15 protein-coding genes are annotated in these 12,147 nt (G+C 59.6%); 4 read left to right on the top strand and 11 right to left on the bottom strand.

What is annotated here, in order from left to right; genetic code table 11:
• Positions 1-58 precede the first annotated feature (58 nt).
• On the bottom strand, positions 59-742 hold the full coding sequence (locus GA0061103_RS28690; protein WP_092717400.1) for a glutathione S-transferase family protein: 684 nt from the start codon (positions 740-742) through the stop codon (positions 59-61).
• 92 nt (positions 743-834) lie between these two features.
• Here GA0061103_RS28690 and GA0061103_RS28685 point away from each other — a divergent pair, with 92 nt between their 5' ends.
• Positions 835-1,299: a MarR family winged helix-turn-helix transcriptional regulator gene (locus GA0061103_RS28685; RefSeq protein WP_092717893.1), complete on the top strand. Its 465-nt coding sequence runs from the start codon at positions 835-837 to the stop codon at positions 1,297-1,299.
• 98 nt (positions 1,300-1,397) lie between these two features.
• On the opposite strand, the gene GA0061103_RS28680 is transcribed toward GA0061103_RS28685, so the two are convergent.
• Positions 1,398-3,461, bottom strand: coding sequence for a M3 family metallopeptidase (locus tag GA0061103_RS28680; protein WP_092717397.1), 2,064 nt, complete (start codon positions 3,459-3,461; stop codon positions 1,398-1,400).
• A 98-nt stretch (positions 3,462-3,559) separates the two neighbouring features.
• Positions 3,560-4,201 (bottom strand): LysE family translocator, encoded by a 642-nt coding sequence (locus tag GA0061103_RS28675; RefSeq protein WP_092717394.1) that lies wholly within the window; start codon positions 4,199-4,201, stop codon positions 3,560-3,562.
• A gap of 162 nt (positions 4,202-4,363) precedes the next feature.
• Here GA0061103_RS28675 and GA0061103_RS28670 point away from each other — a divergent pair, with 162 nt between their 5' ends.
• Positions 4,364-4,846, top strand: a complete 483-nt coding sequence (locus tag GA0061103_RS28670) for a MarR family winged helix-turn-helix transcriptional regulator (RefSeq protein WP_092717391.1) — start codon at positions 4,364-4,366, stop codon at positions 4,844-4,846.
• Positions 4,847-4,918: 72 nt separating this feature from the next.
• Here the strand turns inward: GA0061103_RS28670 and GA0061103_RS28665 are convergent, their stop codons facing one another.
• From GA0061103_RS28665 to GA0061103_RS28655, 3 genes are all read right to left on the bottom strand, one after another.
• Positions 4,919-6,142, bottom strand: a complete 1,224-nt coding sequence (locus GA0061103_RS28665; protein WP_092717891.1) for an argininosuccinate synthase — start codon at positions 6,140-6,142, stop codon at positions 4,919-4,921.
• A 120-nt stretch (positions 6,143-6,262) separates the two neighbouring features.
• The gene (locus tag GA0061103_RS28660) at positions 6,263-6,553 is read right to left on the bottom strand and encodes a type II toxin-antitoxin system RelE/ParE family toxin (RefSeq protein ID WP_092717388.1); all 291 of its coding nucleotides are present in this window, start codon (positions 6,551-6,553) and stop codon (positions 6,263-6,265) included.
• Positions 6,553-6,795 (bottom strand): type II toxin-antitoxin system ParD family antitoxin, encoded by a 243-nt coding sequence (locus GA0061103_RS28655; protein WP_092717385.1) that lies wholly within the window; start codon positions 6,793-6,795, stop codon positions 6,553-6,555. Before GA0061103_RS28655 ends, GA0061103_RS28660 begins: the two co-directional genes overlap by 1 nt.
• Positions 6,796-6,881: 86 nt before the next feature.
• Here GA0061103_RS28655 and GA0061103_RS28650 point away from each other — a divergent pair, with 86 nt between their 5' ends.
• Together GA0061103_RS28650 and GA0061103_RS28645 are read left to right on the top strand one after the other, a co-directional pair.
• Positions 6,882-7,736 carry an SDR family NAD(P)-dependent oxidoreductase gene (locus GA0061103_RS28650; protein WP_092717383.1) on the top strand — a complete coding sequence of 285 codons (855 nt, stop codon included), beginning with the start codon at positions 6,882-6,884 and terminating at the stop codon, positions 7,734-7,736.
• A 68-nt stretch (positions 7,737-7,804) separates the two neighbouring features.
• Entirely contained in the window at positions 7,805-8,446 is a 642-nt protein-coding gene (locus tag GA0061103_RS28645; protein WP_092717380.1) for a LysE family translocator, read from the top strand.
• On the opposite strand, the gene GA0061103_RS28640 is transcribed toward GA0061103_RS28645, so the two are convergent.
• The 5 genes from GA0061103_RS28640 to GA0061103_RS28620 all read right to left on the bottom strand — a co-directional run bounded on the left by GA0061103_RS28640 (position 8,430) and on the right by GA0061103_RS28620 (position 12,030).
• Positions 8,430-8,858: a hypothetical protein gene (locus GA0061103_RS28640; protein ID WP_092717378.1), complete on the bottom strand. Its 429-nt coding sequence runs from the start codon at positions 8,856-8,858 to the stop codon at positions 8,430-8,432. The genes GA0061103_RS28645 and GA0061103_RS28640 overlap by 17 nt on opposite strands.
• 5 nt (positions 8,859-8,863) lie before the next feature.
• Positions 8,864-10,099, bottom strand: coding sequence for a dual-specificity RNA methyltransferase RlmN (rlmN, locus tag GA0061103_RS28635; RefSeq protein WP_092717375.1), 1,236 nt, complete (start codon positions 10,097-10,099; stop codon positions 8,864-8,866).
• 287 nt (positions 10,100-10,386) lie between these two features.
• Positions 10,387-10,935 (bottom strand): invasion associated locus B family protein, encoded by a 549-nt coding sequence (locus tag GA0061103_RS28630; protein WP_092717372.1) that lies wholly within the window; start codon positions 10,933-10,935, stop codon positions 10,387-10,389.
• 333 nt (positions 10,936-11,268) lie between these two features.
• Entirely contained in the window at positions 11,269-11,658 is a 390-nt protein-coding gene (locus tag GA0061103_RS28625) for a YkvA family protein (protein ID WP_092717369.1), read from the bottom strand.
• A gap of 66 nt (positions 11,659-11,724) precedes the next feature.
• Entirely contained in the window at positions 11,725-12,030 is a 306-nt protein-coding gene (locus tag GA0061103_RS28620) for a 4a-hydroxytetrahydrobiopterin dehydratase (protein WP_092717366.1), read from the bottom strand.
• Positions 12,031-12,147: the final 117 nt, after the last annotated feature.

The raw sequence follows: 12,147 nt of genomic DNA, 5'->3' as shown, positions 1-12,147 counted from the left end.
GCGGCGTCGCCAATATCAGATGCACGCCGTTGCCTTCTTCGGAATTTCTGCTGATCCGTCAGGCGGCGCGTTTCAGCAGCCAGGCATCATGAGCCACCAGGAAGGCCTTGAGGCGATCGGGATAGTCGTTCACCACCGCATCTCGAACGCTTTGCCGCAAAGCCAAGTCCTTGCGCCATGCCAAGACACGCGGCAGCCTGTCGAAGACGCCGGTCGGTGTTATGGTGTCGAACACATCAAAGTAACGGAAGATCGGCGCAAAGACTGCATCGACCAGGCTGAATGCCTCTCCGGCGAAAAAGGGGCCATCGCCCAATTGCGCTTCAACGCGAACAAACTTGTCGATCAACGCTTTGCGCTTGGTCTCGTAGGTTTCTTCATCCCTGGCGGTCTCGAATCCCCACAGGTCCGAGAGGATCGAAGAGCCGAACTCGATCCAGCCGCGATGCCGGGCACGGGTCAGCGGATCGGCCGGATGGAGCTTGGCGCCGGACTGAGTTTCCTCGAGATATTCGCAGATCACGGCACTCTCGAACAGGACCGCTTCCGCTCCGTCGTCCTGCCGCACGATCAAGAGCGGCACCTTGCCGAGCGGGGAAATGGTCAGAAACCAGTCGGGTTTTGCCGACAGATCGACATAGCGGAACTCGAATGGCGCGCCCTTTTCGGCAAGCGTGATGGCGGCTCGCTGGACGTAGGGGCAAAGGTGATGGCTGATGAGGGTCAGCATGGCGTCGGGCATGATCAGATCTCCTGGAGCCTTTGTTCAATATAGATGTAATTGCATATATATCCACGCTTGCCAGCATGGTCAATATAGATGTAATTGCATTCATGTCCGATTGTTCAGATGCCAAGACCCCACAGCCCTCGCCCGCCGTCACCCGCGCGTGGATAGGCCTCATGCGCACACAACAGATCGTCCTTGCTGCGATCGAGCAGGACTTGAAAGCGGCCGACCTGCCGCCGCTCGGTTGGTATGACGTGTTGCTGGAGCTGGTGCGGGCCACCGGCGGCAGGCTACGGCCCTACGAAATCGAGGAGCGGACGCTGCTTGCCCAGCATAACCTGTCCCGCCTGCTCGACCGGATGGAAAAGGCCGGCCTTGTCCGCCGCGAGGTATTTTCAGAGGATGGCCGGGGCCGTTGGGTGGTTATCAGTGAGGCGGGCAGCGCCATGCGGGACCGCATGTGGACCGTCTATGCCTCGGCCCTTCAACGTCACCTCGGCGACAAGCTCGATGATATTCAAGCCGATCAACTGACCGAGCTGTTGGCGCTGCTCTCGCGCAAATCCTGATCTGCGGTGTATGACCGATCCGAGCAGCCACTGCCGCAAAGATCAATCGCGGAAATTAAGCATCCGCGACCGACTTTGCGACATGCCGAAAGCAAGGATCAAGCCGCCAGCCCCTTCTTCTTCAGCATCGCATCCGGGCTCGGCAGCTTGCCGCGGAAAGCCTTGTAGGCGTCTTCCGGATCGATCGAGCCGCCGACGGAGTAGATATTGCCTTTCAGTCGTGTCGCCATGTCCGGGTTGAAGGCGTCGCCGGTTTCCTCGAAGGCGGCGAAAGCATCGGCGTCGAGCACTTCCGACCACATGTAGGAATAATAACCGGCCGAATAGCCGTCGCCGGAGAAGACATGCTGGAAATGCGGCGTCGCATGGCGCATGACGATCGATTTCGGCATGCCGATCTCATGAAGCACTTCCCCCTGCACCGCCATCGGATCTTCGACAGCGCCGCGGGTATGGAAGGCCATGTCGACCAGCGCCGAGGAGGTAAACTCGACTGTGTTGAAGCCGGCATTGAAGGTGCGCGCCGCCAGCACCTTGTCGAGCAACGCCTGCGGGATCGGCGCACCGGTCTCGTAGTGAACGGCATATTGCTTGAGGATGGCGGGCACCGTCAGCCAATGCTCGTAAAGCTGCGACGGCAGCTCGACGAAATCGCGGGAAACGCCGGTGCCCGAAACGGAGGGATAGGTGACGTTCGAGAGCATGCCATGCAGCGCATGGCCGAACTCGTGGAAGAGCGTACGGGCATCATCGAGCGACAGCAGAGCCGGCCGGCCTTCCGCCGGCTTGGCGAAGTTGCAGACATTATAGATGATCGGCAGCTCGCCGATTTCGCCATTCTTCAGCGGCAGCTTGTGCTGCGACTGGAACGAGCTCATCCAGGCGCCGGAACGCTTCGAGCTGCGGGCGAAATAATCGCCGAGGAACAAGGCGACCAGCTTGTCGAAACGGTCGCGGATCTCGAAGACGCGCACATCGGGATGATAGGCGGGAATGCCCTTCCGCTCGATGGCCTTGATGCCGAAGAGGCGGCCGGCGACATCGAAGCAGGCGGCGATGATCTTTTCGAGCTGCAGATAGGGCTTCAGCTCGGTTTCGGAGAAATCGAATTTCCGCGTCCTGATCTTCTCGGCATAGTGCCGCCAATCCCAGGGCATGACCTCGTGATTGCGGCCTTCTTCGGCGATGAGCGCCGCAATATCCTTTTCTTCGTCTGCTGCGCGAGCTGCCGCCTTCGCCCACACGGTCATCAGGAGATCGTTCACGGCTACCGGCGTCTTCGCCATGGTGTTGTCGAGCTTGAGCTCGGCGAAGTTGGCATAGCCGAGCAGCTTTGCCTTTTCCGCCCGCAGCGCCAGCGTTTCGCGGATGATCTCGCGGTTGTCGGTCTTGCCGCCATTGGCACCGCGCGCCACCCAGGCGTTGAAGGCCTGCTCGCGCAGATCGCGGCGTTCGGAAGACGTCAGGAAGGGCTCGATGATCGAGCGCGACAGCGTGACGGCATATTTGCCCTCTTCGCCGCGTTCGCGCGCCGCTGCGGCCATCGCCTCGCGCAGATAGTCGGGAAGGCCGGCAAGATCCGCTTCTTCCGACAGAAGCAGCACCCAGCTCTTCTCATCCGCCAGCACATTCTGGCCGAATTGCGCGCCGAGGCCGGCAAGCTTTTCGTTGATCGCCGAAAGCTGCTCCTGCTCCGCCTTCGGCAGCTTGGCGCCCGACTTGACGAAGCCCTTCCAGTGCCGTTCCAGCACCCGCGTTTGCTCCAGCGTCAGCCCGAGGGTTTCGCGGCCTTCCCAGAGCGCGTCGAGGCGGGCAAACAGTGCCGCATTCGTGCCGATCTTCGAATAATGCCGCGACATCTTCGGCGCGATCTCGCGCTCCAGCGCCTGGATCGTCTCGTTCGTGTGCGCGCCGGCCTTGTTCCAGAAGAGCGCGGAGATGCGCGAGAGTTCATCGCCGGCGATTTCGAGCGCGGTCACGGTATTGGCGAAGGTCGGTGCCTCGCTGTTGCCGGCGATCGCATCGATCTCAGCCTCATGCGAGGCAAGCGCGGCGTCGAAGGCAGGTGCAAAATCCTTATCCTTCACTGCATCGAAACGCGGCAGCCCCTGATGTCCGGTCCATTCGGTGAGCGCAGGATTGACGGCGGTTTGGGAAGACATGCGAGGCATCCTTTCGACAGACATCTGACCGAAGCACGATATAAGGCTAGCCTCGCCGAATTGGTATGGCGAGGGGCGAACAAATTGATGCGGCGAGGTCAGGCCTTGCGCCAGCCAAGCAGGCCGGGCGTGGCGTGCCAAAGCGCCTGCGCCGCAAAACCCATGAAAAGCACGCCGGAACAGCGCACGATCAGCCGTTCGTGCGCACGATAGAAACGCCGCACCGCGCCGGCTCCAATGATGCTGATGAGAATAAGGTCGGCGGTTATGAAGCCGGCAAAAGAGACCACAAGCAACAACGGCAGAGCGCTGAAGGTCAACGCACCGGCGGAGCCCGCAACAAGGGCCGTGAATGTCGCCAGCGCAACAGGATATCCCTTGGGATTGGTAACGCCGAAAATCAGGCCGCGGCGGAAGGGACGGTCGACATTGACGAGCGCCTTGCCGTCACCCTTCGGCTTGGCGGTCACGGCACTCCAGCCGATCCAGGCGAGATAAAAGCCGCACAGCAAACCGAGCAGATCGAAGACGAAGGTGCCGATGGTCTTAGCGCCGACGATGGCGACCAAGGCCAGCGTCGACCAGACGAGATCGCCGAACAAATGGCCGCTGACGAAGAATGCACCCGCCTTGCGGCCCTGGCCGGCACCTATGCCGAGCAAAGCCAGAAAGGCAGGGCCGGGAATGAGCACGTAGAAAAGCGCGGCGAGGAAGGCGCCGACAACGAGCGATTGCGTCATGATGAGTGATCCCGCTGGTGATCGCGCGAGAGTAGCAATCTGTGGAACCCGGTCAAGCAGCTGGCCGTTTTAAGTTCCAGGAGGCCGTTGTGTTCGTGGGATGAAATCAATAAGAACGTAGTGGGGCCCCAAAAATCAAAGAGCGTAGGTAGGGAAGCGCTTATGAACAGCAGGATTAATACGGACTCACTCGCTTTTCTTGTAAGCGATTGCGCCCGACTGATCAGGGCGGCCTTCGAGCGACGCATTCTTGTCGCCGGGCTCGGGCTGACGGCGGGTGAAGCACGAACGCTGATGCAGGTTGCCGCCATCAATGGCAGTCGCCAGCTCGACATCGCCTCCCGCATGGGGTTGGAGCCGATGACGGTCAGCGCCTTTCTGGACAAGTTGCAGGCACGTGGCCTGATCGAACGCCAGCCCGATCCGCTCGACCGCCGCGCCAAGCGGATCGTGCTTTCGGAAGCTGCCGACGCGAAGCTCAGGCAAATCGACCGTGAGGTCTGCGAAGTCGAACGCAATGCGACACAGGGTTTCGACGAAGGTCTTCAAGTGCAACTGCATGATGCGCTCTGCACTTTTCGCAGCAATCTTCAGAAGGCCGAAGCCCCTGCAGAAGTCGAACGGGAATTGAGGCCGGTGGATTAATTCCAGGCCGCCATCCTCGAAAAAGCAAGCCCGCCTCCGGCGATCGGAAGCGGGCTTTCTGCATGTCGTGAATTACTTCGACAGGTTGCGCTTGGCGAGCGTGCGCAGGCGCAGCGCGTTCAGCTTGATGAAGCCGGCCGCATCCTTCTGGTCGTAGGCGCCCTGGTCGTCTTCGAACGTGACGAGCTTGTCGGAATAGAGCGACTTAGGGCTTTCGCGGCCGATGACCATGACATTGCCCTTGTAAAGCTTCAGCGTCACTTCGCCTTCAACATGCTCCTGGCTCTTGTCGATGAGCGCCTGCAGCATTTCGCGTTCCGGCGAGAACCAGAAGCCGTAATAGATCAGCTCGGCATAGCGCGGCATCAGCTCGTCCTTGAGGTGCGCGGCACCGCGGTCGAGCGTGATGGATTCGATGGCGCGATGGGCGGCGAGCAGGATCGTGCCGCCGGGGGTCTCGTAGACGCCGCGCGACTTCATGCCGACGAAACGGTTCTCGACGAGATCGAGGCGGCCGATGCCGTTGTCGCGACCATAATCGTTGAGCTTGGCAAGCAGTGTCGCCGGGCTCAGACGCTCGCCGTTGATCGAAACGGCATCGCCCTTTTCGAAACCGATCTTGATGATGGTGGCCTTGTCCGGAGCGGCTTCCGGAGAAATCGTGCGCATGTGCACGTATTCTGGCGCTTCCTGGGCCGGGTTTTCCAGAACCTTGCCTTCGGAGGACGAGTGCAAGAGGTTGGCGTCGACGGAGAACGGCGCCTCGCCCTTCTTGTCCTTGGCAACCGGGATCTGGTGCTTCTCGGCGAATTCGAGCAGGTCGGTACGGCTCTTGAACGACCAGTCGCGCCAGGGGGCGATGATCTTGATGTCCGGATTCAGCGCATAGGCCGACAATTCGAAGCGAACCTGGTCGTTGCCCTTGCCGGTCGCGCCATGCGCGATGGCATCGGCGCCCGTCTTCTTGGCGATCTCGATCAAATGTTTGGAAATCAGCGGACGGGCGATCGAGGTACCGAGCAGATAGACGCCTTCATAGACGGCATTGGCACGGAACATCGGGAAGACGAAATCGCGCACGAATTCTTCGCGCACGTCCTCGATATAGATTTCCTTGATGCCGAGCAGCTCGGCCTTCTTGCGCGCCGGCTCCAGCTCTTCGCCCTGGCCGAGATCGGCGGTGAAGGTGACGACTTCGGCGCCAAGCTCCGTCTGCAGCCATTTCAGGATAATCGAGGTGTCGAGACCGCCGGAATAGGCGAGAACGACTTTCTTCACGTCTTTATGTGATGCCATGATGAGTTCCGTTTCGAGGCGGACCAGGGGAAAGGCCCGCAAAGCTGTATCGCGGAACTTTTAGCGAGATTATCGTGCGGCGCAAGGGGAAGCACAAACGGGACGCTTCGAAGGATGGGGTCAGAGATGGCTACCAATATTCATCCGCCGATGCAGGATGCGGATGATCGCAACTGTTTGAGCATCGTCTTTATAAACGATGAAATGAGAGCCGGAGGCCAACGCAAGATAACCAGGCTTGATGCCGTTTATTGCACGACCGCGAGCGGTTCCGGCTATCAACGCATCACAATGATCGCGAATGGCAAAAATATAACCTTCCGCTTGCTCGCTGCTCCACTTTTCCTCGGTGTAATCGTAGATTTGATCGATATCGAGCGTGGCCTTAGGGGAAAAGATCAATCTTTTCATCAACGGCTACGCAGCATTCGCTTCTTTTCGATGAAACTCTCGAAATCAAACTCATGCGGCGCCCCTGAGGCTTCACCCTCGGCGATCGCGGCAGCAATCGCTTCTCTTTCCGCCCGGCTGCGCAGCAATTTCAGCGCAGCGTCGATGACCTCGCTCGGCGAAGCGTAGTTGCCGTGACTGATCTGTTCGCCGATGAACGCATCCATCTGCTCGTCGATTTCTACGGACACATGCTTTGTCACGCGCGGGGCCTCCGACTGGTTTGACTTGGCTCCCGAAAGTACCATATTCGGCGGCGACCGAACAATGCCTGAGGAGGGCGCCGCTCGTGACCGATATTCAAGACATTTTCAAGAAATCCAATGTTGCCGTCATCACCGGAGGCGCATCCGGCATTGGCTTCGCCGCAGCGAAATACTTCGCCTCGCTCGGCATGAGCGTCGTCATTGCCGATCTCGGCGGTGACAGGCTGGCCGAAGCGAGCGCGGAACTCAAGACGATCGCAGGCGAAGAGCATGTCATGGCCATCGAAACCGATGTCGCCAGTAAAGACGCGCTGGAAGCTCTGGAACGCGCCGTCCTGCAACGTTTCGGCCGCGTGCATGTGCTGATGAACAATGCCGGCATCGGTCCGGAAACCTCGATCTTCAGCGCCCAGGCGGGCTGGGATGCGATCCTCGGCGTCAACCTGCTTGGCGTCATCAACGGCACACGCGCCTTCGGGCCGGGCATGATCGCCCATGGCGAACCGGGTGTCATCATCAATACCGGCTCGAAGCAGGGCATCACCACCCCTCCCGGCAACCCCGCCTACAATGTCTCGAAGGCCGGCGTAAAGGTCTTCACCGAAGCGCTGCAGCATGAGCTACGCAATACAGAAGGCGCGAAGATTTCGGCCCACCTCCTCATCCCCGGCTTCGTCTTCACTGGCCTGACCAAGGGCGAGCGCAAGGAAAAGCCCGCCGGCGCCTGGACGCCGGAGCAGACGGTCGACTTCATGGTCGAAAGCCTGAAGCGTGGCGATTTCTACATTCTTTGCCCCGACAATGATGTGGCCCGGCCGGTCGACGAGCGCCGCATGCTCTGGGCTGCCGGCGATATCGTCGAGAACCGGCCGCCGCTATCGCGCTGGCACCCGGACTATGCCGATCAATTCAAGGCTTTCCTTGAAAAGAAGGATTGATTTGCAATCAGCCGAAAGCCGGATAAGACAACGCCAAGCACTATTATCCGGCTTTCGGAGCAACTTTCATGGATTTCATACCCAGCCTGCCGACCCTTCTGGCCTTCTCGGCAGCGAGCCTGTTGCTGGCGATGACGCCTGGTCCCGACATGACGCTATCGATCAGTCGCGCGCTCGCGCAAGGCAAGAAGGCGGCGCTCTTTGTGGTGCTCGGCACTACCCTCGGCGTCGTCGTCCATACCTGCCTGGTGGCCTTCGGCATTTCTGCGCTGATTACAGCCTCACCCGTTGCCTTCACCGTACTGAAGACCGGCGGCGCTGCCTATCTGCTGTGGCTGGCGATCCAGGCGATCCGCTTCGGTTCCAGCCTGTCGGTCAAGAAGGTCGATGCTGTCGGCGGAACACCCTTCGCCAACATCTCGAACGGCTTCTGGGTAAACCTGCTGAACCCGAAGGTAATCATCTTCTTCATGACCTTCTTGCCGCAGTTCGTTACATCAGGCGATCCCGCCGTCACGCACAAGCTGCTCTTCCTCGGCTTCTTCTTCATCGTCATCGGCATGCCGGTGAACATGCTCGTCGTGCTGGCTGCAGACGGTCTTTCGTCCTGGCTGCAAAGGAACCGTGGCGTGATGCGTGGCCTGGATTACACCTTTGCCAGCGTGTTCTCGATTTTCGCGGTGAAAATCTTCTTCACTCAGGCTCGCTGATGATGGGGCATCGCCCGGCAAATCGACCGGCGATCCACCAATAGACAGTGGCACTGCCGGCCCCTAAGAAGGCGAAGCAGACGGCGATGGTGATGAGATTGAGGGTCTGCGGCCGTTCGACGCCGCCCGAGATCAGGATGGATGCGACCGCCGAAAGGGTCGCGCCGAAAATTGCATAGCCGTACCATCGGCGCATGGCGCGCCATTCCAAAATCGGAATGACCACCAGGGACGGCAGGATGCTGACGATCATCGCAACCTTCGTCAGCGCAATGGTCAGAACGAAAAGCTCGGGCGCCGCGGTTTCCGGAACCGTCCAGGCGGCAACGCAGGCAAGCACGAAGCCCATCAGAGCGCAGGCAGCGAGATAGCCCCACAGGAGGCGTATCGGCTTGCGCAGTCCAAGGAGCATCGATCTCAGTCCTCGCCGTGATTGGCGATCATCATGGCTTCGAATGCCAACCGCTCCGTCTTGCGCATGCGCTCGGATTCCGACTTCAGCTGACCGCAGGCAGCGAGAATGTCGCGGCCGCGCGGCGTGCGGATCGGCGAGGCATAACCGGCCGAATTGATGAAATCAGCGAACTTCTCGATCTGCTCCCAGTCGGAACACTGGTAGTTCGTGCCCGGCCAGGGATTGAAGGGGATCAGGTTGATCTTGGCTGGAATGCCCTTCAGAAGCTGGATCAGCCCCTTTGCATCCTCGAGGCTGTCGTTGACGCCCTTCAGCATCACATATTCGAAGGTGATGCGGCGCGCATTCGACAGGCCCGGATAGGCGCGGCAGGCGTCCATCAGCTCCTTCAGCGGATACTTCTTGTTGATCGGCACCAGCATGTCGCGCAGATCGTCGCGCACCGCATGCAGCGAGATCGCCAGCATGACGCCGATCTCATCGCCGGTGCGGTAGATTTCCGGCACGACGCCCGAGGTCGAAAGGGTGATCCGGCGCTTGGAAAGCGAAAGGCCGTCACCGTCCGAGGCAATCAGCAACGCCGTCTTGACGCTCTCGAAATTGTAGAGCGGCTCGCCCATGCCCATCATGACGATATTGCTGACCTTGCGTCCCTCGGCCGGCATGATCGTGCCCTGCGGCGCTTCGCGATCCGGGAAATCGCCGAGCCGGTCACGCGCCAGAAGCAGCTGCGACAGGATCTCTTCCGCCGTCAGGTTGCGCACCAGGCGCTGCGTGCCGGTGTGACAGAAAGAACAGGTGAGCGAACAGCCGACCTGGCTCGAAATGCAGAGCGTGCCGCGCCCCTCTTCCGGAATATAGACGCTCTCGACCTCGACAGGCCGGCCGGCGCCGCGCGGCGGAAAGCGCAGCAGCCATTTGCGGGTGCCGTCATTGGAGACCTGCTCCTCGACGATTTCGGGGCGCGCGATGGTGAAATGCGTCTTCAGCATTTCGCGCATGTCTTTTGAGACATTCGCCATGGCGTCGAAATCGGAAACGCCGCGCACGTAGATCCAGTTCCAGAGCTGGCTGACGCGCATCTTGATCTGCTTGTCGGCGACGCCCTTTTCCTTCAGCGCTGCGCCCATCTCTTCGCGCGTGAGGCCGATCAGCGACGGCTTCGGCGATAATTCCACAGGCTGCGACACGGGCATCGGCTTGAGCCGGGAGGGGGTTATGACATCGGTGGCGGACATAGGATCATTCCAACGGTTCACATCGGCGATGCCGCAAAAGCTGACGAAAGCTGCGGATGCGGGCAAGGCACGGAAATCTGAAGATTCATGCGGTGGCGGGGCAAGCTATCTGCCGCACACCTATCGTTGGCGCGGCCTTTAGCATTAATTTCCGCTCGCGTCATCCCTTTCCCTCAAAAGCAAAGATTGGCCTTCAAAAACGAAAGGCCGGTCGATTGGACCGGCCTTGCTCATTGCGGTCGCGGCAACGGGAAGATCACATTTGCGTGATCCTTCGGCCCTCGATCTTATTTGCAGTTTTCGATCTGCTTCAGCGCAGCCGTCACACCCTTCAAAGAATAGGTGTAGGAGGTGGCAGTGCCCTTCTTCGACGTCGCCGAAACCTTCAGCGAGTGGCCGGATTTCAGCGCGGCGACCAGTGCCGGCTCCTGCGCGGCATTCTCGACCCAGGCGGCCTTGTCCTTGGTGAACATCACGAAGGTCTTGTTGTCGATGATGACGTTGACCTTGGAGTTGTCCTTGAGGGGATAGCCCATCATCGCCTGCGGCTCATAGGAGATGTTCTGGCCAGGACGCTGGGACACGATGAAGAAATTGTCGCCATGGTCGATACCCGTCGGCGGTGCCTTGGCCGTCGGTACGGAAAGAACGTAACATACCTTGCCGCCGGCGGACTGGTAGGAATAGGCACCCCAGGCGTCGAACTGCTGAATGCGCGTCGGAGCCGCCGGCGCTGCTGGCGCCGCTGCCTGCGTCTGCTTCTTGGTCTGCGCGGACGCTATGCCGGTTCCGGCCAGAACGAGCGAGAGGGCGATTGCGAAGCTTTTTACAAACATGGTTTCCTGCCGATTTCTTGCGGTCCAGAGCTCATGGCGATTCGTTTGACGCACGCCGATGCTCGTGAGCTGCCTTATTTTGACTTTATTCAGGTTACCAAACCGTCAACGGAGCGCCGCCCGCCACTGGCACCGTGTCATTTCAACCCAGGTATCGCACGAAGCTTGAAAGGCACAAGAAGGAATTGGAAAACCCGGATGGTGGAGTACCACCCAACGGATTCGATTTAAGACATAAAGATTCAGGCAAGAATTTGACCTCGCTAAAATCAGGGGGGCCTCATAAAGCTCTGGAAAGCTGAGAGGATTCCGATCGGCCATACAAAGCGGCCATCAGGCCGTCTTCATCGCCTCGGGCTCGCTCTCCAGAGCCCGGTCGGCGGCATCATAGTGTTCCTGGCGGATATGGCCTCTGATCATGCTGAAGGCGAGCGTCAGCACCGCGACGTCGTCCGAATAGCCGATGACGGCAAAGAAATCGGGGATGATATCGATGGGCATGACGAAATAGCCGAGTGCGGCCAGCAATATGCCGCGAACGCGGGTTGGCGTTTGAGGGTCGAGCGCACAATAGAAGGCGGCCACGACGTCGCGGGAGAACGGGATATGGCGAGCCGCCTTCCGCAAGGTCGGCCAGAATTTTCTGCGCACCGATTTCTCCTGCTCTTTTTGGGTCTCTTCGTCACCAGGCATCAGGATTTCCCCATACTTGATGTCATCCATTCCATTCACCTCAATCGAGGCCCGTCGCCCGAGCCGGGTAAACATATGGTGATCGCCTGGCGCGATTCAATCGATCCGGCGCGCGGCCGCCTTCTCCATCGCCTTCGCCAGCTTGACGTCATGGTCGGTCAAGCCGCCGACATCGTGGGTCGTCAATTTCACCTCGACGCGAGAATAGACGTTGAACCACTCCGGATGATGGTTGAATTTTTCCGCGGCAAGGGCAGCTTCCGTCATAAAGCCAAAAGCCTCGACGAAGTTGCCGAACTTGAAGGTCTTCGAAATCGAAAGCCCGTCGGCCGCAAGCGCCCAGCCTCCGAGCTCCGCAAGATTTTCATTGATTGCCGCGCGGTCCAGCTTCTCGTATTTCATGGCAGGTCACTCCTCTCTAGGACGGCTCAACTCTTCACGGAATCTCCGAACCGCTCTACTTTGTTATTTCCTCGCAATTCCGGACGGAAAAACGCTCCGCACTTTTCCTGGAATTGC

Source organism: Martinezella multihospitum, from assembly GCF_900094585.1.
Taxonomy (GTDB): domain Bacteria; phylum Pseudomonadota; class Alphaproteobacteria; order Rhizobiales; family Rhizobiaceae; genus Rhizobium; species Rhizobium multihospitium.
This window is presented reverse-complemented; position numbering and strand designations above follow the sequence as displayed.